Raw genomic sequence first — 21575 nt, 5'->3', positions numbered from 1 at the left:
TCATGTAATTGATTTATATGGCTTCTAGGGTCTTCTAACTTACCAAAAATACTTATTATTTTACTATCTGGATTCATACTGTTAATGTATTGATTATCAGTATAATATACGGTTTTAAAACAACTTAAACAACTATAAAATAGCTATTTATAATGCTTTTTTAAGGAAAAAAAGTGTGAGTTTGCCCTGGCAAATAGAACTAAAAAGGCGTGGTTTAAAATAAAAGAAGCCTTTAATCAAATTAATAGATATCAAAGACATTCTTTTTGGTCTAATCGGGGTCTTTTTCAATATGTACAACTCTTTATCATAAGCAATGGCGTAAATACAAAGTACCTTGCTAACAATAAATTACAATCGGTAAAACAGACTTTTTTTTTGGTCTGATATTCACAATAAAAATAGCAGAGAATTAACAGACTTTACAACTGCTTTTTTGAATCCAAATCATTTGAGTAAAATGATTGCCAAGTATATTGTAAGAAACCAAACACATAAAATTTTAATGGTATTAAGACCGTATCAACTTTATGCCGTAGAAAAGCTCGTTGCGCAAGTAGAAAACAATACAGAAAACGCCTATATATAGCACACAACAGGTTCTGGTAAAACATTAACTTCTTTTAAAGCGAGTCAGATTATTATGGATTTGCCTGTTGTAGATAAAGTGCTGTTTGTAGTAGATCGTAAAGATTTGGACTATAAAACCATGAAAGAGTTTAATAGTTTTAAAAAGGATAATGTAGGCGTTACCAAAAACACCAACAGTTTGGTAAAACAGTTGGCAGACGATTCTAAATTAGTGTTAACAACGATTCAGAAATTAAACAATGCCATTTCTAAAAATCAATATGAAAAGAAATTAGCAGTTTTAAAGAATAGGCGAGTGGTCATTATTTTTGATGAATGCCATAGAAGTCAATTTGAATAAACACATAAATTAATTACAGCTTATTTTACAAACTGTCAGCTTTTTGGTTTTACAGGAACTCCAATTTTTGCAGACAATGCTTCTAAAAACGATTTAGGAAAAAGAACCACCAAAGATTTATTTGGCGAATGTTTGCATAAATATGTTATTATAGATGCTAATGTTTTAAAATTCGGAATCGAATATGTTGGACGTTACAAGCAAAAAGGTAAAACAGTATTAGATATTCAAGTGGAGCACATCAATACAAAAGAAGTTTTTACAGACAAAAGACGATTAGAAAAAATTGCAGATTATATTATTGCCTATCATGGTACAAAAACCTTTATTAAAGAATATTCTGCGTTATTTGCAGTAAGCGATATTAAAACACTGATTGCATATTACGATATTTTCAAAGCGAAAAAACTAGCTGGTGATCATAATTTAAGAATAGCAACTATCTTTTTTTATGGTGCAAATGAAGCCAATGAAGATGCACAAGATTATTTGCCAGGCAATGAGTATTCTTTGGTTGCAGAAGATCAAGAAAAATATAAATCGAGCCATACCAGAGAAAAATTAGACGAATATATTGTGGATTATAATGCCATGTATCAAACGAGTTTTTCTACAAAAGATGGTGTTCAGTTTGAGAATTATTTTAAGAATATTAGCAAACGTTTAAAAGACAGAGAAAAGAAAAATTTTAACGATGGCAAAGACCGTTTAGATATTGTAATTGTGTTAAATATGATGCTTACAGGCTTTGATGCGAAAAAAGTAAATACCTTATATGTAGACAAAAACTTGCATCACCACGGTCTTATTCAAGCTTTTTCTAGAACGAATAGAATATTAGGCGATAAGAAATTACAAGGAAATATTTTATGTTTTAGAAATCTAAAGAAAGCTACAGATGAAGCCATTACATTATTTTCTAATAAAAATGCAAACGAAATGATTCTTGTTCCAGACTACGAAAGTGTTGCAGAAAAATTTGATGAAGCTTTACATGCATTGTTGAAAATTACGCCAACACACCAAAGTGTAGATGCTTTAGTAGGAGAGGAGCAACAATTTCAATTTGTACAAGCATTTAGAAGATTGTTAAGAGCTAAAAATGTTTTAGAATCTTATGTAGATTTTAATTGGGAAGATTTAGGGATTGATGAACAAACTTTTGAAAACTATAAAAGTGAATATTTAGATATTTACGATTCCGTTAAGCAACAAAATCAGACTCAAAAAACTTCTATTTTAGAGGATGTAGATTTTGAATTAGAATTAATTCATAGAGATGAAATTAATGTAGTGTATATTTTACAATTACTCTCAAAAATAAAAACTCCTAATAAAACAGAAGCTCAAAAACAAAAGAAAGCAATTCTAGATTTATTAGGCGGTGATGTAAAATTAAGAAGTAAAAAACACTTGATAGAAAAATTTATCGAAGAGAATTTACCACATATTAGTGATGTTGATGTGATACAAGATGAATTCGAAAAATATTGGCAACAACAAAAAATATTGGCTTTGTCTAAAATTTGTGATGAAGAAAATTTAGATCAAAAACAATTCAACTCTCTCATAGAAAGTTATGCTTATAACGGTCAAGAACCCATAAGACAAGACGTTTTTAAATGTTTAGAAAACAGACCAAACATTTTAAAAGCACGTGTCATTGGAGAAAGAATTATTTTGAAAATGAAAGATTTTATCAATATTTTTATTGATGGGATGGTGGGGTAAAGTTCTGGTCATTGCGAGCTTTTGTGAAGCAATCTGTTTGTTACTATTGATGAATTATATCTCAAATGATATTCAGCTGCAGCTGTATTACAAAATTATAAACGGAGTAATTTTATACTAGTGTGATAAACTTTATATAAATTCCAAAATATTAACCTCGAAGTGATACTACTTTAATATTAGCTTGTAATTTGAGTGCATACTTATATTCGAAATTAGTATGGAATTTAACAATAAAATGTCCACGAGTAATTTATTCATTTTTCTTTTCCATTGATGAATACTGAATCGAGTTCAGCACAGGCTTCAACAAAAATTTAGACTGCTTATAATTTTATTGAATTCTACAAGCCATGCCACTATCGTGTCCAGACCGCAAAAGGGCTATAGGACACTTGTTGCTCCATATCTTTTGAATTCTCACTAAAATGATAACGAGGTCGGGTTTAGTTTTGGACTCTTATGCAAATTAGAAATCTTTAGTCTAACTTATATAGCGGGTAATTTACCTTAACAAAGAATGCTATTTAAAAGTATAGTTCTATTGATGCGAGTTTAATATTTTACTTGATATTATTTATAAATATCCTGCGAATCGGAATACACAAAAACAACTCACTATTTGCCCTATAATTTACTGATGGAAGACTGTCTCGCATTTTAATTGCGGGATTACTTTGCTTAGATAAAAAGGTTTACAAATAATAATCTTCTTTGTTTTTTCTTTCTAAAACTTTCTTGAAAAATGTAATGGAATACGTTTTGCTAGAAGCGACGAAAGAAGAGAAGTAGAATGTGTGTGGAATGGAAAAATAAAACTAATTATATGCTTGCTATAGACTTCAATTTTAACTTAGCTTGTATTAAAAAACACATTAAAGTTATATTTCAGAATTCTCTACTAAAAATTTATCTGCTTCATAAAATGTTTTACGAACGATTTAAATTTTGTTTTAAATATGTTTTGCATTAACAAGCGCATATGATTTACTAAAAACACATAATAACAGAATAGTTTACGGTAATAATTATTATATATGGATATATATATAGATTTGTAGCATAAACATGAATTTAAATAATTACAAATGGTAAAAATAGTATATGTAGGATTTGGAATTGTATCACAAGGATTAGCTGAAATTATCTTAAGAAATAACTCGGTCTTACCGCTGGCTAAAAATCTAGAAATACAAACTGTAGGTATTTTAGATAGCATGAAAGGTAGTCACATTAATGCGGATGGAATAGATATGCAGAAAGTGCTCACAAATGCTAATAATGGTGATTATAGTTTGTTATCAGAGAATATACTTGACATTCCTAAAGCGATACAAGAAATTAATGCAGATATCATCATTGAGGCTAGCTTTACAGATATTAAAACAGGACAACCAGCAATATCTCATATAGAAACTGCATTAAATTCAGATAAACATGTTGTTACTACTAATAAAGGTCCTTTTGCTGTAGCCTATGAACACATCTTTAATTTGGCTAAACTAAAGGGAAAAACGCTAGCAATTGAAGGAACTGTAATGAGTGGTACCCCTATTATAAATGTTTTAAACAATGGTCTTTTAGGTTCAGATATTACTGCTGTAAGTGGTATTATGAACGGAACATCTAATTATATTTTATCTAAAATGGAATTAGGAATGTCTTATAATGATGCACTTTCACAGGCACAAAAACTAGGATATGCAGAAGCTGACCCTACAAGTGATGTGGAAGGATTAGACACCTTGGCTAAGGTAATTATTTTGGCAAATGTTGTTTTTGATGTGCAATTAATTCAAAAAGATATTGCCGTAAAGGGAATCTCTAAAATTACACTTTCAGATGTAAAAGAAGCAGCAGCAAATAATAAAAGATGGAAACTAATTGGAAGCGTTTGGAAGGATGATAAAGGTATTGTTCATGGTTCAGTTTGCCCTAAACTAATTTCAATGAATAATTCATTATATGGTATTTCTGATGCTACAAATGCTTTAAAAATAACTTCTAGTATTTTAGGAGATACTACAATCGTTGGATCAGGAGCAGGTAAAATTGAAACTGGTTTTGCTTTGTACAATGATATTATATCGATAGTTAACCGTTAAACCTCAAAACATGATGATAGATAAAAAAAACATTAGTACGGTATCTGTTTATAATAGTTATACTGGAGATAAAATCGGAACAGTTCCTCAGTCAACGAAGCAAGATGTGTTGAATGCACTTGATTTAGCAAAAATAGGAGAGGCAATCGGTAAAAAAATGCCAGCTTCAAAAAGAATGGCAATTCTTAGAAAAGCCGTAACCCTAATGGAACGAGAATTTGATGTATTATCGAATCTCATTGCAACAGAAGGAATAAAGACAATAGTTCAGGCAAGAAAAGAAGTTACTAGAGCTTTAAATACCATGCAACTTTCTGCAGAAGAAGCAGGAAGAATAAGTGGAGCCACTATTCCGTTTAACGCTGTTTCTGGTTCAGAAGACAGAGTTGGGTACGAAGTAAAAGTGCCAATTGGTATTGTTGTTGCCATTACACCTTTTAATGATCCTTTAAATTTAATTTGTCACAAGCTAGGGCCAGCAATTGCTGCAGGAAATCCAGTGATATTAAAACCGAGTGATTATACACCTTTAGTAGCCATTAAGTTTGGAGAAATTCTTTCTGAAGCTGGCTTACCAAAAGAAATGTTAAGTATAATTACAGGTTCTCCAGAATACTTTGGTGATGCGCTCATTGCCGATGATCGAATAAGATTGATAAGTTTTACGGGGGGAGTAGAAGCAGCAAAGGTTATCCAGAGAAAAGCAGGTCTAAAGAAAATAGTGATGGAATTGGGTTCTAATTCTCCTGTAATCGTTTTGTCTGATGCTGATTTAGAAGACGCTGTTCAATCTTGTGTTTCAGGAGCATTTTTTGCAAGCGGCCAAAATTGTGTTGGTGTAAAACGAATTTTTGTAGAAGAGACTATTTACGATTCATTTTTAAATAATTTTTCTCAAGTAACGGCTACTTTAAAAATGGGTTCACCATTATCAGAAGGTGTTGATATTGGACCTATTATCAGTAAAGAATCAATGCATCAGATAGATTTGTTTGTTGCCGAAAGCATAGCGCATGGAGCAAAAATAATTAGCGGAGGAAAAACAATTGGAAATTGTTATGTACCCACTATTTTAGAGGCTGACTGTAATAATGATATCGCCAATTGCAAAGAAGTTTTTGGGCCCGTAGTAACGCTTTCAAAAATAAAAAATTTAGAGGAAGCGATAGCATGTTGTAATAAATCTCCTTTTGGTTTGCATACCGCAATTTTTACGAATGATATTAATAATGCACATAAAGCAATTAACGAACTAGAGTGCGCTGGTGTAATGATTAACGATTCTACAGATTATAGAATAGATGCGATGCCTTTTGGCGGCGTTAAAAGTAGCGGAATAGGCAGAGAAGGCGTAAAATCTGCTATTGAAGCGATGTCTGAAACCAAAGTTGTTTGTTTCAAGTTAAAAATATAAACATCATTTATTTTTTCAATTAGCAAGTATAGAGGAGAAAATCTAATCAATAATTTAAGTAGAATTTCTCCTTTATTCATGATCTAAATAAATAGGAAACAATGGGTTTTGTGAAAAATCGTAAATCAAAGAAGTTTCTAAACTTTTCACATAATCTTTTGTAACATGATCCATTACAAAATCTCTTAAATGATTTTTATCTCTTACTGCAATGTAAAGTAGAAAATCTATCTGACCCGCTAAATGGTAAATATTCACTACTTCAGGTAACAAAGACATTGCATTTTTAAAATGATCAACTTGATCTTTTGTGTTTTTGGTTAATTTTATGGCAACCATGGCTTCTATATTTGTACCAAGTTTAGAAGAATCAACAATAGCGTGAAACCCGAAAAATATTTTTTTTCGCTGTAATTTACGCATCCTTTCAGAACAAGTAGACTCTGCAATACCAACTTCTGCAGCAATTTGTTTATTAGATAATCTCGCATTCTTTTGTAAAAGTCTAATTATTTGTTCGTCAGTTTTATCTAATTCGTTATTGGCGTAGTTTTTCCGAATAGTATCCATTTTTAAAATGTTTTGTTGTTTATCTCAATGTTAAAGTATAATAAGACAAAATTCTATTTAATTATGATTGATAAATTAAAATCAAATTTTTATAATAATAGGTACCATAGAATTAGCATGTATTTATACAGATGCTACTGTTGGCAAAACGACCTAATATAATTTTGGCGAAACAAGTAGGAGAGTGGAACTTAATAATATAGGCTATACGAATGCAATGATCCTGAAGATGATTGTATTTGGATACAAAACCCAACTAATATAGAGCTTCAAATAGTATGTAGCTAAAAACGGCTACCAGATATTCTCTTAACGCTAAATAGCCTAAAATAGAGAGAAACGAAGCGTAATTGTTTCCGAAATTACATGTAAGTTTTAATACTTCGACATGCTCTGCACAAGCTTTTTTGTTTCTTTTGGAATTTATCACGAGCGCAGCCGAAGGGTCAAGTAAAAAAAGAAAATAATAAAAGATGAATAGTAAGTATTTTGATTCTCTATTTAACATAATATTAAAAATACTAAACCAAAAAAGTTCAAACTAATATCCAAATAGAACAAGTGTATAGAAATTTATTTTTCTTAAAATTTATGCTCTTGTAGCAAATTGACGAAAATGTTATTAGAAATAATTACAACAAGAATTTCATTGATATTACAAATTTTGAAGATTTCTAAAAATTAGCTTTTATGTATTTCGACTGCGCTCAATATAAACTCCAGCAAGCGTTGGAAAATTGTGTTTAAAAACATTACTGCGAAGCATACTGATTTTTAAAAAGCAATTGAGCCTGCCTGTCCGGCAGGCAGGCGTTTGTGAGCAGGAATTTCATCCCGCAAAAAATCGGGACAGGTGCCATTTCTAATTATAACTAAAGCTGGGATAATTTATATTTCATCTGTGCTCAATATAAACCCCACATAGAAATATCGATTTCAAATAAAGCTACAATTTAATCAAGCCCTAATTTATTTTAACATAATAGCTGTCGATATAAGTCTAAAGACATTATAGCTGATATTATGTAAATAGTTTAAAATGCGGCTAAACAAAGATTACTATACGCTGCACTATAATGCACTGCATGGCGCCAGTCCCGCATTTTTATTGCGGGATTATTTTGCTTTGGTAAAAAGCTTTTACTTCTCAAATTTTCATTATTTTTTTACTAAAAATTTCTTAAAAAAATGTAATGGAATACGCTTTGCCCGAAACTAGCCTGTCCTGAGTTTATCAAAGGGATAGGAGAGTAGTGGCAATGTCTATCTAATGGTATTCTATATATTAATCAAAACTCTGTACTATAATAAAAAAAGGAAACAATGATAATTATTACAGTTTAACTAAATCATCTTCTGCATTTTTAATATGCTGTTGTCTTTTTTCTTGTGGCATTTTATCAAATATAGAAACCAATATTCTTAACCTAGGGTTTTTCTTGAAGAAAATGCGATGCGTATCCATAAATCGCCAGAAAAGACCATCCCAAACTGCTTGCCATTCACCTTTTTTATAATTACTCATTTTCATTAATTAGTTACTACCGCTTATATATGGCTTTGTAGCCATTAATCCACCATCAGCAAACAGGCTAATTCCATATACATTTGGTACCATAACCCAATCGTAACTATCTATAAAGAGTTCCATAAACCAGCGGTAAACTTCGTCTGAATCAAATTCGCAAAGCATCATAAAGTTGCCTAAAACCATTAAACGTTCTATGTGATTACAGTATCCTGTTTCTAGTGTTTTTTTAATGGTTTCATCTATTGGGTAAATCCCTGTTGTTCCGTCATAAAAAGATTTAGGAATTTTTTTAGTAAATCCCCAAAAATTACGTGTACGTTCATCACTTCCTCGACTTTCATAAATACCATGCATAAATTCTCGCCAGCCTATTATTTGACGAACAAAACCTTCCAATGAATTGATAGGAATATTATTAGTTTTCGCGAAAATAATGCTTTGCTCAACAATATTTTTTGGAGTAATTAAACCTACGTTTAGCATCGGTGTTAAAACACGATGATTTAGTATAGAATTCTCTGCAACAATAGCATCTTCATAAGTACCAAACTCTAAGAAGCGTTGTTCTAAAAATTGTTGAAACCATTGTCTGCTGGTTTCAAAATTTGTTGGGTATAAAGAATTTTCTGAAAGTTTCCCTATATTATTTGAGAAGTTCTTGTTTACATAGTTTAATGCTTCTTTAAAAAATGAATCTACGTCTGGAAACTGAATCGTAGGTGGTATCTTTTTTGCTGGATATTTTTTTCTGTTTTCAGTATCAAAAGTCCATCTACCTCTAGTTGGTTTTCTGTCGGATTCGATAAGAATATTTCTTCTACAACGTTCACTGCAATATTTTACGTCTTTTCAATTCTTTTTCAATTTTTACGCCAGGTAAAAGTTCTTTCATAAACTATACCTATTTTTTATTGTAAAAGAGCTTTCTTCATCGTCTTTTATTTACGTGTGTTGTTAAAATTCTGTATTTTTCAGCGTTAACTGCTGGATGTTTTTTATGTCCCCAAATTTTATCTCTTGCTAATTTAGCACTCGTTTTAAGATCTACTATTGGCAAAGGATAATCGACACCAATGGCTACACCGCAAAAGGCCTGCTCCATAAGGCTCATTGTCCAAGGTTCATGTATATATGCTTCTGGAACATTTTCTAGTTCAGGAACCCATTTTTTAATGAATATACCTTGTGGGTCGTGTTCCTCTGAATTTTTTACAGGATTATAAAGGCGCACGGTGTTAATACCAGTCGTTCCTGCTTGCATTTGAAATTGAGGATAATGAATACCTGGTTCATAATCTAAAAATTGACACGCTAAATGATATACACCATCTCTCCAATCTTGATCTAAATTTAAGGTTAAAAAAGAAACAACCATTGCGCGCATTCTAAAATTAATCCACCCTGTTTGTTCTACAGCACGCATACACGCATCGATAAGCGGATATCCTGTTTGGCCTGTTTTCCAAGCTTTAATAAACAACTCGTTCTTTTTGTGTTCTAATAATTCATAACCCTTGTTTACACAAAGTGTTTCATACGTACATTCTACTTCAAATTTTTGTATAAAATGACAATGCCAATGCAAACGCGTTAGCATTCCAGAAAAGGCACGATTATTTGCTGTTCCATTAGGATGCTTGCCAACAAAATGAAAGACTTGTTTGATACTTATATTTCCCCAAGCGAAATAAGGCGATAATCGACTACAAGCAATTCTACTTTCCGTAGGTTTAGAGATATGTCTATGGTAATTAAATCCTCTTTTTTGAGTGAAAGATGTAAGGTAACGCCAGGCGTTTTCTTCGCTGGCAGGTTGATAGTGTTTTGGATAGTTTTCTAGCTTTGAAACTAATTTTTGAGGTACTATATATGAATGTTCTAATTTATTAAGTTGTGAAACTGAATAGTTGTTTTTTAGAATCGGTATGTGCATTGTAGCATGCCATCTCTTGTTCCAAGTATCTCTATTTTTAAGACCTCTTATAATCCCATCACGTTGGCTTTCTTCCCAATGAATATTGTTTTTAATACAAAATTCGTTGATTTTTTTATCACGTTGCCAAGTTTTTTTTAAACCACTTTCTTGATAACTAAAAAGTTGCTGAATACTGTACTGTTTATTAAGAAAATTAAAAATATCAATCGCTTCTCCATAAAACACATCCACATTACGATTATAGTTTTCTAAACGCTTGTTCAGTGATTTTAGGGAATGGTATACAAACTGTAAATGTCTGGGGCTAGTATCTGGATATTCAATAATACTAGGTTCAAAACAATAAATTATAAGATAGGGAATACCCTTTTGTTCTGCTTTATGCAGAGGTTCGTGATCTTGTAACCTAAGATCTCGTTTTAACCAAACTATATTTATGGGTTTTATATTCAAAAATGCAATTTTTTACAGTTTTTTCAAACAAAAAAAAGGGAGTAGTCTTTTACAGAAAATAGCTCCTTTCACTTCATTATTACTTGAATTTAAGTTGTTATTTTAAAGGTAAATACGTTTTTCTATCATTTTCTATGAACGTTTGCTAATTTTATTGTCGGAAATTGCGCGCTACCTTGTGCATTTAAAACAAGTTATATCTTTACCTCTTTTTTAAAATATTTTGTACTTATACCACGATGCGCAAATTTTGTCCAACGTTTAAAACTAGACTCCTTAAGTTTGCCACGCAGTAGCTGAATAACTTTTTTTTTGGGAATATTAAACTAAATTTTGAGTCTCTGTATGATAAACCACAGTATCGGGTTTCTTATCTTCAGTCATTTTATGTTAGCTTCTCTAATTGTTTCATAATTTCTTCAGCTTGATAAACCTTCTAATCCATTAACTTTCTATTCGTTGAAAAAAGATTTTGTGCCTCTTTGGTTAACTTTTGATATTCGTCGTGTAACTTGTCTTTTGTGATTTTTTTTAGAATAATCTAAACCTAACAGTATCTTTTAAAAAAGATATATATCGATTAATTTTAGGTAAATATACAAAATGTTTAAAATTTACAATCAATCATTAAACAAAAGTATTTTACATGATCTGAATAATTTAGAGAGCGTGAAATAATTGTTTTTCCTAGAACATAATTGATACCATAAAAGGTTGTTTATTTAATTTCATCTAAAGACTTATCTCAATCAAACAAAACTATTTTTATAAATAATAAAGTGAGATAACCGCAAGATTTTTATTGAAACTACAAATCTTGAAGAATTCTAAAAGTTAGCTTTTTAGGTTCTTCGGCTGCGCTCAAGATAAACTATAGGCAAGCGCTGGTAAATTGTGTTTAAAAGAATTATTGCGATAGCATACTAATTTTTAAAAAGCAATTGAGCCTGCCTGTCCGGCAGGCAGGCGTTTGTGAGCGGAAATTTTATCCCGCAAAAAATCGGGATAGGAGTCATTTCGAATTAGAGTTACAAACTTGCAATTCTAGATGTTTTTTATAATAGCGCATTTAAAAATTAGTTTGAATACTTCTAGATATGAGATTGTAAATAAGTTTAATTTACACTTGTTGACGAATCGTAAAACGCCCCTAAACGAACTGGGATATTTAAGAAAATAGAGAATTATAGCTATAATTTGATTTTTCTATATTCCATAAAAAGCTTTTAATTATGAATCATCTACAGGATAATCCCTAATTAAAAAGGTATTATAATGCTCTGCGTGGCGCCTGTCCCGCATTTTTATTGCGGGATTGCTTTGCTTTGGTAAAAAGCTTTTACTTCTCAATTTTTCTTTATTTTTTTCTTTCTCAAATCTTTCTTAAAGAATGTAATGGAATACGCTTTTTACGAAACAACGATAGGAGAGTAGTGAAATGTGTATGGAATGGTTAAAAAGAATATCATGTTTTAATATTTACTGTATTCTTTAAATAATTTCTATTAAAGTTTATTATATTTAACTTTTATCTATTAATACTATTTTATTTAAATAAATTGCTACTACTAACTTTAAACTACTGGGTGTTCATTAACTCAATAATTTTTTAGAAAATGAAAAACAAACACCTATATCTCAATAACAAAAAAAATCAACAAAATAGCTTTAATCGTAAAAGAGGGTTTTCTCAAAAAGAACCTGAACATGAGGTAGAAGAACCGAAAATTAAAGAATTTCAAGTAACTAATCTCAAAAATTATTATATAGCTTTTACCCAAAGTTATGAAAATAGATACAAAAACAGAACTATCGAATTCCCCAGTTATATTGATCTAATTGAGATTAGATTCTTTCCAATTTTCGGTAAAGATTTAAAAAATAAATTCTTTCAAAAATATGGGTTATTTCCAATTTCTTATAAAGACTTTAATCGCACGGTCGTTCTCGAAGTGGTTGACAAAAAATTATTTGATGCTTTTAAGTCTGATATTGAGTTCATAATAAGTCAAGTTGAGGACGTTCCATATTCTAATGAAGATTTTAACATAATTGCTACTATCTATAAGTTTCGTTTTATTGATAAGAGGTCTAAAACTAATGAAAAAGAAGCCATTATCCTTTCTTTTATTCAATCAGCATCAATTGAAATTTCTAACCTTCAAAAAAGAAGATTAAAGCAGTTCTTAAATGAAGTCAATTTATCTTTTTCACCTAACGTCAGTGATGACCTTTTTTATATAGAAAGTGTCAGTAGTGACATTCTACTTAGTCTTGAACATAATTTTGATATTATACAAAGCATAACTAGCACTAGAGCAATAAATGTTAGACCTGGGATGTTAGGAACGCTTAGAATGAATTATGGTTTTGATGTGTTAATTCCAGAGAACCTCACTACCGTTGGGATTATTGATACTGGTATAAATACGATTGAGCCTTTTAATAATTTAATTGTTGATGATGGAATAAATATAACAGGAGAAACTGATGCCGATCATTCCGGTCATGGAACCTTAGTAGCAGGTTTAGCAATATTTGGACAAGATTTTTCTGCTTCGGTAAAAAAAACTTATAAAGCTAAGTGTAAAGTTTTACCTATAAAGGTACTACATCATGGAAATGGAGGTATTAACTTTCCAATGTTAATTAAAGCCATAAGAACTGCTAATAAAAATAAAGGAATTCGTATTTTTAATATGTCTTTAGTTTTTCATCCAAAAAAATACAATGAGACATTCTCAGAGTTTGCTTATGAACTTGATTTTCTATCACATCAACTTGGTATTTTAATTTTTATTTCGGTTGGAAATTTTGATGCAGATTCGTTAGAAGATTTATTGATTTTAGATCCACATAGTGATCATAATTATCCTGATTTCTACTATAAGTTAAATAAGACTTCACTTGTACATAATTGTGAAAACACAAATATTAGTATTCCTTCTGAATCACTAAATAATATATCGATTGGAGCGTTAGCAGGTAATTTAGAAAGTGGTGATAATTCAGATATTACACCTGCTAATATTTATCCTGCATATTATTCTCGTAAGTTTCACTACGATTATGAACAAAAGTTAAACACAACAAATTTTAATAGAAATCAAAAGAATAAGAATTTAAATAAGCCTGATTTAGTGTTTGATGGAGGAGATGTTTTAACAGAGCAATCTGGGATTGAGGTTCTTGCAAGTCCAGTAGATAACTATTTTAGAAGAACTTCAGGAACAAGTCTTTCTACTCCTTTGATTACATCTATGGCAGCAGAAATAGAAGGATTATATCCTAATCTAGAGGTTCAATCAATCAAGGCTTTATTAATAAATAGTGCTAACTATTATAAAGCTAAAGAATTACCACTTTTTAAGAATAAAGAAGAGTTATTGAGAAAGCTTACAGGATATGGTATACCAGATCGAAACAAGGCATTACTCTCTGATAATAAATCAATTACGATGGTGATTGAGGACAAAATTAAAACGCATGAAATTATTTCTATTCCAATTTTCTTGCCAGAATATCTTATAAGTTCAGGAAATAAATTGATATTTCAAATATCAATTGCATATAGTTCATATCCAGATAAAGGAAACCATCTAGGATATTTACCACTACATATGTCTTTTAATTTAATGAAAAATTTACCAATAGATGAAATAGCAACCAATAAAGGAAGTGAAACAGTCGCAAAAAACTCGTTTTCTTGGAGTGAAGATCATTTTGGTAAGGAAAATATTCTTTTTTCAAATGTCCAAAGTAAAGAGTATAAACTCCAACCTAATGATATTGTTTCTTTAAACGGAGAAATAGCTATAGCTATTCGTTGTTTATCAAAAGATAATATTGACGAAAGTTTAAAACAATATTTAGAAAGTAATCAAAATGCATTTTCTTTAGTAATAAATATTAAAGAAGAATTGAAAAATATTACAGAAAATAATTTATACAATGAAATGCTTGAAATCAACAATTTAACTATTATAAGTGAACTTGATACAGGTGTAGATTTAGATTTAGAAGTGTAAGTCTTACTATTTTTTTAATGCTTTTTTCTCAAGTTCAATTAATTCAGACCAAACAGAAATATCTATTTTGGTGATTAGTTTTTTATTGTCTAGTTGTTTAAATAAAGTACGTTTAATAGCATTAATTAAAGTTTTTTGAATACTATAATAGCTTAATTTTTCACATTGCTTTATGATTTTATTTAAAGCAGTTTTAGATTGAATAGTAAAATTTCCTTTTTTTAGTGTTAATTGTATCAATTCTTCAATTTGTAGTTTATTCGGTAATGAAAACTCTAAATTCACATCAAATCGTCTAAGTAAAGCCTCATCAATCATACTCTCTTGATTGGTTGCGGCAATAACCATTGAAGATTGAGGAAGATAATCAAAAAGTTGCAAAATAGTATTCACAACTCGTTTCATCTCTCCATGATCTTGATTGTAATCTCTTATTTTACCTAAAGAATCAAATTCATCAATAAAAATAATACTATCTTCTAAAGCTGCTTTCCTAAATACCTTCGTAAGGTTTTTACTAGTTTCTCCAAGTTTTGAAGACACTATTGCTCCTAAATTAACAACATACATAGGTTTATCTAATTCACCAGCAATAACATATGAGGCTAAAGTTTTTCCGCAACCAGAAGGGCCATGTAATAACAATTTATTAGAAACAGGCAAATCAAACTTCTGTAAAAGTTCAATAGAATTATTCTCTTTAATAAAATAAATCAGTTCATTCTTAACTTCTGGATCTATAACTAAATTTCCTAATCTATAATCGGACTTTAGTTTATCTATAAAAAGATCATTTACTTCTCTTTCGTTCTGTTGATTGAAATAATTATCAGAACCAACTTTTGTTAAGTTTCCCGCATTTCGGTTTGATTCTTTTACAAGAGACTGAAGTTGAAGGGCAAGATTAATTTTCTTACTGTCTTTGTAGAATTCTATGAATTCATTCAAAGACTTTAGCAAGTTTTCACGATTGTTTTCTAAACCATATCGTGCTATTTCCTTTATGTAATCAATTTGTCCCATTATTATTTCAATATACGACAAAATTAAAAGAAAGATATGAATATTAAGGTTAAAATAAAAAAATTAATTTTTAAGTTTATATGACTATAGATATACATATAAAAAAACCTTTTTGTGCACATTAAATAATTTTAATGACCTAAATATAATTTTGGTAAAACAATAGGAGAGAGGAACGTAATATTTTAGGGAACTAGCAATACATATTCTTAAGTTTTCAAATTATAAAACACTTCTAAAAATAATATTAATAAGTTCAAATCTATCCTAAAATATAGAGAAACGAACCGTAATTGTTTCCAAAATTATATGTGAGTCTTGATTTTTTTGTTTCTTTTTTCATCAAGGAAAAAAAGAAAAGAATGAAAGTTTAATAGAAACAATTTTGATAACTTATTTAACATATTATTTTAAAGAATTAATCCAGTGGATAAATTTTTAAAATAGCTTAATTCTAGATTTGATTAACTCTCTGAATTGTTTTGTATTTAACATAATAAAATTAACATCTTAAAAAAAAGTTTAATTCTAATTTCCAAATAGAACAAGTGTATAGAAATTTATTTTTCTTAAATTTTATACTCTTGTGGAAAGTTGACAAAAATGTTATTAGAAAAAAATTACAGCAATATTTTAATTGAATTTTACAAATTTTGAAGAACTCAAAAGGTTAGCTTTTTTTTGGCGGTTGCAAGCGCGGGATAATTGTGTTTAAAAAAATTACTGCAAAGCATACTAATTTTTAAAAAGCAATTGAGCCTGCCTGTCCGGCAGGCAGGCGTTTGCGAGCGGCATTTTCATCCCGCAAAAAATCGGGACATGCGCCATTTCGAATTATAGCTACAATCTTGTAACTCTAAAATTTTCTTGTAATAGCGTATTTAAAAAATTAGTTTGAATAATACCAAATATGAGATTGTAAATAAGTTTAATTTACACTTAATGCCGAATTGTAAAACACCCCCAAACTAATGTTTATTGAGCTTTCAGAGCTTTCTGGGATATTTAACATAATAGAGAATTATAGCTATCTAATTTACGGAGTGAATTTGTACTATAATTTATATTATGTAAAATAGAATATTTCAAAACCTGCACCCTACATATTTTGAGTATAAAAATTATAATCCTTTAAAACCGTATCAATAAATTCTTTATCAGTAGCATTCACAGATTTAATCTCTGTAACTTCCAAAATTTTAGAACGTAATTTAATTAATGTCTTGTAGTCGTTTAATTGAACAGCAGTTTTAAAAGTCTCTTTAATAATTCGTGCATCATTATCAGACAATTTAATTACGTTTGCGTAAGTCGGAATGTAATTATCGTTTATCTCTTCTAAAATTGTTTGAGAAAACATTACTTCATCCTTTAAATTGATTACAATTGTATTGGCAATTATATCTCCAAAACGTTGACTTTTATCCGTAAATAAAATCAAAAAGAAACCGACCAACTTACCAACTATAAAAAGTAACACCAATAAACTATACTGTTCTGCTAAACCCAAAGAAGCTACATACACAAAAAGCAATAGAAATAAATTAAAGTCTACAATTCTTAAAAACCATCGAATTATATAATCTGTTGTTGCCGGTTTAAATCCATCAATATTAATCACTTTTATGTTCAGCAACTTCTTACCTAAAGTTTGTCCGTTCATTAATAGTTCTGAATATAAAGAATAAAAAGTAATTGGTAAAAAGAACAACACTTCCATCGCTTTTATCGTCCAACCATCACCGTTTATCGTGTCATCTAAAATGGTAAATCCGAATAATTTATTAGCAAAATAGAAATATGAGAACTTTACAACATTGTCTACAATAAATGCCAAGAGTCTTTGAAATACGCTGGCAGCTGTAAATTTTATATTTACATTTTGTGCCGTTTTTATTTGGAGTGTTTTCATGCAATGATTAATTTAGCTCTTAATGAGAGAGGTCGCTTTTATTAAGCAAAATAAAGAAAAATGGCTTGAATTTGAACAAGGATTTTTAAATAAAGAAAAAAAAAGTCCTGACACGATAGCAAATCTGCATATAAAAATCATGAATGATTTAGTATATGCTCAAACCTATTATCCAAAAAGTAAGGTTACGCTCTATTTAAATAAACTTGCAAAGACCAGCTTCGACAAGGTTTACGACTCTAAACGAAGAAATGAAAACGTATTTTTATACTTTTTTTTAGACAAAGTACCACTCCTTTCTTATCAGTATAGAAAGTACTTTTATATTTCTTTTATTTTCTTTTTTGCTTGCTTTTTTATCGGTTTGTTATCTACTTTTAATGACGAATCTTTTGCTAGGCAAATTTTAGGGAATAATTACGTAGACCAAACATTAGAAAATATTGAAAGTGGAGACGCTATGGCCATTTATAAAGGCGGTAGCAATTGGGGTACTTTTATTGGTATTTATGATAACAACCAAAGAGTTGGTTTAAATATGTTTTTATCAGGTTTGTTTTTAGGAATCGGAACTGCTTTTTATATTGTTGTCAACGCAATTATGGTGGCAGTTTTTCAGGCGTTTTTCTATCAACAAAACAGTTTATTTGATAGTTTAAAGGGAATTTGGATTCACGGAACCTATGAAATTTTCGGAATTATTATAGAAGCAGCTGCTGGCTATATTATTGGCGCTAGTATTTTATTTCCGGGTACTTTAAAACGGTTTCAATCATTTAAAATAGGCATTAGAGACGCTTTTTATATTTTTATTAGCACTGTTCCGTTTACAATTATGGCCGCTTTTTTAGAGGGCTATGTAACGCGCTACTCAAACCGTATGCCAACCATTTTTTGTTTTGCAATTATTCTGTTTAGTTTGGTATCAATCAGTTACTATTATTTGGTATTGCCATTTGTAGTGGCTAAAAAACACGGACTTCGATAAATGAAAAAAAGCATCGCTTCCCTCCTTTTCTGTTTTACATTTTTTGTGAATGCACAAGAAATTATAATTGATTCATTAGAAATTAAAACAGATACTATTGTTTATAATAAAAATTTAGACATCAGCGAAGTAAGGACTTTTAAAAGCAACCTAAACGAAAAATATAAAGGCAAAGACTTTAAATATACCGAAGAACTGCAAGAAAAAAAAGACAGTTCTACTTTAGATTTAGGTATTTTAAACTTTTTTGTTTTTTTTATGCAAAGTATTTTTCCATTTCTTTTAGGCGGATTTATTATTTTTCTAATTTTAAAAACAGTGTTAGGTTTTGATGCCAAATTCTGGAAAACTTCTAAAAAATCAAAAAAACTTACAGATAAATTAATTTATGAAAATGAAGATATCCATGAGCTTAATTTAGAAGAATTATTAAAACAAGCGTTAGAAAATAAGAACTTTAGATTGGCCATTCGTTATTATTATTTAACTTCCTTAAAAAGCTTGTCTAACAGAGAACTTATTGAATATCATAAAGATAAAACAAATTCAGAATATCTTTTTGAAATAAAAAATGCAGAAATTAGAAATCAGTTTTCATATCTTTCTTATGTATACTCTTATGTTTGGTACGGAGAGTTCCCTGTAGACGAAACCAGCTTTGCAATTGCGCAAAATAAGTATCAATCTTTTTTAAAAAATCTTATTTGAAGCAACTTATAATCACATATAAACATCTATTTACAATACTCTGTTTCGTATTGCTTTCTGGCTGTGGTAAAACCAACTGGACTGAAAATTATAGAGAAAAAGAAAAAAGTCCGTTTGGCACCTATATCATTTATAATGAAGTTGATGAACTTCTTAAGAATGAAGAAGTTATTTATTTAAAAGAAAATTTTTATGATTATTTGTATAAAAATCACGAAACTACCAAGGCAGATTTTGGAACGTATATTTGTATAAAAAATGATGCATACAAATTAACCGGAGACGGTATTGACGCATTACTATCGTTTGTTGCTAGCGGAAATAATGCTTTTTTATCTTTAAATGAGTTCAGTGAAAATTTAAGAGAGAAATTAGAAATCACCACAAATAATTTAGATAAAAATGTATCTACCATCGAAGATTTAAGACCGTTAAAAGGAGAATTTTATTTAAAGAATGAAAACTTAAAAACACAAGCTTTTATTTTTGATAGAAACATCCGAAGGCATTATTTTGTAACCTACAATGAAAATAAAACGATTGTTTTAGGATCCGCAAAAATTGATGGTGAAAAAGTGCCTAATTTCATGAAAATATATCTTGGCAAAGGCGCAATTTATGTACATGCTAATCCTGTGGTTTTTACAAATTATTATCTTTTAAAAGACAAAGAACAGTATACAGAAAATGTGTTTTCTTATTTGCCTTCTTCTACTCTTTTATGGGATCCACAAATTAAGAAAAGTGAATATTCAAATCAGCCAGATAAAGACAACGAATCTGTTTTTAAATTTTTCTTACAGCACGAAACTTTAACTTGGTTTTTGTTTGTTTCTTTGGTGGGCATCTTGCTATTTATGTTGTTTAATGCGAGGAGAAAACAACGTGCAATTCCGATTATTCTTCCTTTAGAAAATACCACGGTTGCTTTTACCCAAACTATTTCTAGCTTGTATTTAAAAGAAGAAGATCATAAGAATTTGGTTGATAAAAAAATAGCCTTTTTTCTAGAGAAAGTAAGAACAAAATACTTGTTAAATACCAACATTTTAAACAAAAATTTCATCCATCATCTCGCGGCGAAATCAGATAATAAAATTCAGAATACAAAATATTTAATCAATACAATTATTACTTTAAATAAACGATTTGAGTGCACACAAGAAGAATTACTTGTATTGCATAAAATGATTGATAATTTCTTTAAAAAAAAAGCAGATGGAAACACCAAATAATGAAATAAGTTCAGACAATTTAGAGTTTGAAAACAGAATAGATTTATCTGAATTACAAGAAAGTGTTTTTAAAATTAAACAGCAATTGCAAAAAGTGATTGTTGGGCAAAAAGATATGATGGATTTGCTTTTAGTTGCGCTACTGGCAGATGGTCATGTTTTAATTGAAGGCGTTCCTGGAGTAGCGAAAACCATCACTGCGAAATTATTGTCAAAAACAATTGATGTTGGTTTTAGTAGAATTCAGTTTACACCAGATTTAATGCCTTCGGATATTTTAGGAACTTCTGTTTTTAATGTAAAAACATCTGATTTTGAGTTTAAAAAAGGACCTATTTTCTCAAACATGATTTTAATTGATGAAATTAACAGAGCGCCCGCAAAAACACAAGCTGCTTTGTTTGAAGTGATGGAAGAAAAACAGGTAACTATGGATGGTGCAACCTATAAAATGGAGGAACCTTTTGTGGTGTTAGCAACTCAAAACCCTATCGAACAAGAAGGAACTTATAGACTACCAGAGGCCCAATTAGATCGGTTTTTGTTTAAGGTGATTATAGAATATCCGAATGCTGAAGAGGAGTTGGAGATTATTATGAGAGAACAGGCTTTAGAAAACACAACGAAAGTAAGCAAGATAGAAACTATTATTAAAGGCGATAAAATTGTTGCGTTTAGAGCTTTGGTCAAACAAATTAAGATTGAAGAAAATTTACTAAAATATATAGCCAGCGTTGTTGTGAATACCCGGTCTAATTCGTTTTTATATTTAGGTGCCTCGCCAAGGGCAAGTATTGCAATTTTATCTGCGTCTAAAGCATTTGCCGCAATTGATGGTCGCGATTTTGTAACACCAGAAGATATTAAAAGAGCAACAATCCCGGTTTTGCAACACCGAGTTATTGTAACACCAGAAAGAGAAATGGAAGGTTTAACAAGCAAACAGATTATAGAGCAGATTATTGAAGCGGTAGAGATTCCTAGGTAAGTTTTGGGCTTTTGGCTTTTCG

At 29.9% G+C, this 21575-nt stretch carries 17 protein-coding genes and 2 pseudogenes; 11 read left to right on the top strand and 8 right to left on the bottom strand.

What is annotated here, in order from left to right; translation table 11 throughout:
• The first annotated feature begins 186 nt into the window (after positions 1 to 186).
• The 6 genes and pseudogenes from ES044_RS18980 to ES044_RS12725 all read left to right on the top strand — a co-directional run bounded on the left by ES044_RS18980 (position 187) and on the right by ES044_RS12725 (position 6181).
• The gene (locus ES044_RS18980; protein WP_223269236.1) at positions 187 to 387 is read left to right on the top strand and encodes a type I restriction endonuclease; all 201 of its coding nucleotides are present in this window, start codon (positions 187 to 189) and stop codon (positions 385 to 387) included.
• A 73-nt stretch (positions 388 to 460) separates the two neighbouring features.
• The gene (locus ES044_RS19270; protein WP_262712552.1) at positions 461 to 589 is read left to right on the top strand and encodes a hypothetical protein; all 129 of its coding nucleotides are present in this window, start codon (positions 461 to 463) and stop codon (positions 587 to 589) included.
• 12 nt (positions 590 to 601) lie between these two features.
• A pseudogene (locus ES044_RS19525) lies at positions 602 to 1801 on the top strand (UvrB domain 3-containing protein); the annotation flags it as partial.
• A 69-nt stretch (positions 1802 to 1870) separates the two neighbouring features.
• Positions 1871 to 2662 (top strand): type I restriction endonuclease subunit R, EcoR124 family, encoded by a 792-nt coding sequence (locus ES044_RS18970; protein WP_223269235.1) that lies wholly within the window; start codon positions 1871 to 1873, stop codon positions 2660 to 2662.
• 1088 nt (positions 2663 to 3750) lie between these two features.
• On the top strand, positions 3751 to 4767 hold the full coding sequence (locus ES044_RS12730; RefSeq protein ID WP_147120194.1) for a homoserine dehydrogenase: 1017 nt from the start codon (positions 3751 to 3753) through the stop codon (positions 4765 to 4767).
• Positions 4768 to 4777: 10 nt separating this feature from the next.
• Complete coding sequence (locus ES044_RS12725) at positions 4778 to 6181, top strand: aldehyde dehydrogenase family protein (RefSeq protein WP_147187234.1); 1404 nt, start codon at positions 4778 to 4780, stop codon at positions 6179 to 6181.
• A gap of 72 nt (positions 6182 to 6253) precedes the next feature.
• Here the strand turns inward: ES044_RS12725 and ES044_RS12720 are convergent, their stop codons facing one another.
• From ES044_RS12720 to ES044_RS19520, 6 genes and pseudogenes are all read right to left on the bottom strand, one after another.
• Positions 6254 to 6751 carry an Lrp/AsnC family transcriptional regulator gene (locus tag ES044_RS12720; RefSeq protein ID WP_147187231.1) on the bottom strand — a complete coding sequence of 166 codons (498 nt, stop codon included), beginning with the start codon at positions 6749 to 6751 and terminating at the stop codon, positions 6254 to 6256.
• A 1333-nt stretch (positions 6752 to 8084) separates the two neighbouring features.
• The gene (locus tag ES044_RS18965) at positions 8085 to 8276 is read right to left on the bottom strand and encodes a hypothetical protein (RefSeq protein ID WP_223813558.1); all 192 of its coding nucleotides are present in this window, start codon (positions 8274 to 8276) and stop codon (positions 8085 to 8087) included.
• A gap of 9 nt (positions 8277 to 8285) precedes the next feature.
• Positions 8286 to 8765 (bottom strand): FAD-binding domain-containing protein, encoded by a 480-nt coding sequence (locus tag ES044_RS18960; RefSeq protein ID WP_223813557.1) that lies wholly within the window; start codon positions 8763 to 8765, stop codon positions 8286 to 8288.
• Positions 8766 to 8918: 153 nt separating this feature from the next.
• Positions 8919 to 9107 (bottom strand): annotated as a pseudogene (locus tag ES044_RS18955) (cryptochrome/photolyase family protein); the annotation flags it as partial.
• 103 nt (positions 9108 to 9210) lie between these two features.
• Positions 9211 to 10671: a cryptochrome/deoxyribodipyrimidine photo-lyase family protein gene (locus tag ES044_RS12710; RefSeq protein WP_147187229.1), complete on the bottom strand. Its 1461-nt coding sequence runs from the start codon at positions 10669 to 10671 to the stop codon at positions 9211 to 9213.
• 194 nt (positions 10672 to 10865) lie between these two features.
• Complete coding sequence (locus ES044_RS19520; protein ID WP_410524698.1) at positions 10866 to 10964, bottom strand: hypothetical protein; 99 nt, start codon at positions 10962 to 10964, stop codon at positions 10866 to 10868.
• Positions 10965 to 12287: 1323 nt separating this feature from the next.
• Between ES044_RS19520 and ES044_RS12700 the strand changes: the two genes are divergently transcribed.
• Entirely contained in the window at positions 12288 to 14699 is a 2412-nt protein-coding gene (locus tag ES044_RS12700; protein ID WP_147187227.1) for a S8 family peptidase, read from the top strand.
• Positions 14700 to 14705: 6 nt separating this feature from the next.
• Here ES044_RS12700 and ES044_RS12695 read toward each other — a convergent pair whose 3' ends face one another.
• Together ES044_RS12695 and ES044_RS12690 are read right to left on the bottom strand one after the other, a co-directional pair.
• Positions 14706 to 15722 carry an AAA family ATPase gene (locus ES044_RS12695; RefSeq protein ID WP_147187225.1) on the bottom strand — a complete coding sequence of 339 codons (1017 nt, stop codon included), beginning with the start codon at positions 15720 to 15722 and terminating at the stop codon, positions 14706 to 14708.
• 1099 nt (positions 15723 to 16821) lie between these two features.
• Positions 16822 to 17634 carry an RDD family protein gene (locus tag ES044_RS12690; protein ID WP_147120187.1) on the bottom strand — a complete coding sequence of 271 codons (813 nt, stop codon included), beginning with the start codon at positions 17632 to 17634 and terminating at the stop codon, positions 16822 to 16824.
• A gap of 22 nt (positions 17635 to 17656) precedes the next feature.
• Here ES044_RS12690 and ES044_RS12685 point away from each other — a divergent pair, with 22 nt between their 5' ends.
• The 4 genes from ES044_RS12685 to ES044_RS12670 are packed head-to-tail and all read left to right on the top strand — an operon-like array spanning position 17657 to position 21553.
• Positions 17657 to 18622, top strand: a complete 966-nt coding sequence (locus tag ES044_RS12685) for a stage II sporulation protein M (RefSeq protein ID WP_147120186.1) — start codon at positions 17657 to 17659, stop codon at positions 18620 to 18622.
• Positions 18623 to 19330 carry a hypothetical protein gene (locus tag ES044_RS12680; protein ID WP_147120185.1) on the top strand — a complete coding sequence of 236 codons (708 nt, stop codon included), beginning with the start codon at positions 18623 to 18625 and terminating at the stop codon, positions 19328 to 19330.
• Positions 19327 to 20565, top strand: coding sequence for a DUF4350 domain-containing protein (locus ES044_RS12675; protein ID WP_147187223.1), 1239 nt, complete (start codon positions 19327 to 19329; stop codon positions 20563 to 20565). Before ES044_RS12680 ends, ES044_RS12675 begins: the two co-directional genes overlap by 4 nt.
• Positions 20549 to 21553, top strand: a complete 1005-nt coding sequence (locus tag ES044_RS12670) for an AAA family ATPase (RefSeq protein ID WP_147120183.1) — start codon at positions 20549 to 20551, stop codon at positions 21551 to 21553. Before ES044_RS12675 ends, ES044_RS12670 begins: the two co-directional genes overlap by 17 nt.
• Positions 21554 to 21575 lie beyond the last annotated feature (22 nt).

The sequence above is a fragment of the Polaribacter sp. IC066 genome (genome assembly GCF_007997085.1).
Taxonomy (GTDB): Bacteria; Bacteroidota; Bacteroidia; order Flavobacteriales; family Flavobacteriaceae; genus Polaribacter.
The sequence above is the reverse complement of the archived record's forward strand: the minus strand, read 5'-3'. Positions and strand labels throughout refer to the sequence as shown.

Excerpts from the sequence above, each read along its gene's own strand:
- ES044_RS12700 (WP_147187227.1), top strand. The coding sequence starts at position 12,288 with ATGAAAAACAAACACCTATATCTCAATAACAAAAAAAATCAACAAAAT.
- ES044_RS12730 (WP_147120194.1), top strand. The coding sequence starts at position 3,751 with ATGGTAAAAATAGTATATGTAGGATTTGGAATTGTATCACAAGGATTA.
- ES044_RS12725 (WP_147187234.1), top strand. The coding sequence starts at position 4,778 with ATGATGATAGATAAAAAAAACATTAGTACGGTATCTGTTTATAATAGT.
- ES044_RS12695 (WP_147187225.1), bottom strand. The coding sequence starts at position 15,722 with ATGGGACAAATTGATTACATAAAGGAAATAGCACGATATGGTTTAGAA.
- ES044_RS12690 (WP_147120187.1), bottom strand. The coding sequence starts at position 17,634 with ATGAAAACACTCCAAATAAAAACGGCACAAAATGTAAATATAAAATTT.
- ES044_RS18970 (WP_223269235.1), top strand. The coding sequence starts at position 1,871 with ATGATTCTTGTTCCAGACTACGAAAGTGTTGCAGAAAAATTTGATGAA.
- ES044_RS18965 (WP_223813558.1), bottom strand. The coding sequence starts at position 8,276 with ATGAGTAATTATAAAAAAGGTGAATGGCAAGCAGTTTGGGATGGTCTT.
- ES044_RS18960 (WP_223813557.1), bottom strand. The coding sequence starts at position 8,765 with ATGCTAAACGTAGGTTTAATTACTCCAAAAAATATTGTTGAGCAAAGC.
- ES044_RS19270 (WP_262712552.1), top strand. The coding sequence starts at position 461 with ATGATTGCCAAGTATATTGTAAGAAACCAAACACATAAAATTTTAATG.
- ES044_RS12685 (WP_147120186.1), top strand. The coding sequence starts at position 17,657 with ATGAGAGAGGTCGCTTTTATTAAGCAAAATAAAGAAAAATGGCTTGAA.
- ES044_RS12670 (WP_147120183.1), top strand. The coding sequence starts at position 20,549 with ATGGAAACACCAAATAATGAAATAAGTTCAGACAATTTAGAGTTTGAA.
- ES044_RS12720 (WP_147187231.1), bottom strand. The coding sequence starts at position 6,751 with ATGGATACTATTCGGAAAAACTACGCCAATAACGAATTAGATAAAACT.
- ES044_RS12680 (WP_147120185.1), top strand. The coding sequence starts at position 18,623 with ATGAAAAAAAGCATCGCTTCCCTCCTTTTCTGTTTTACATTTTTTGTG.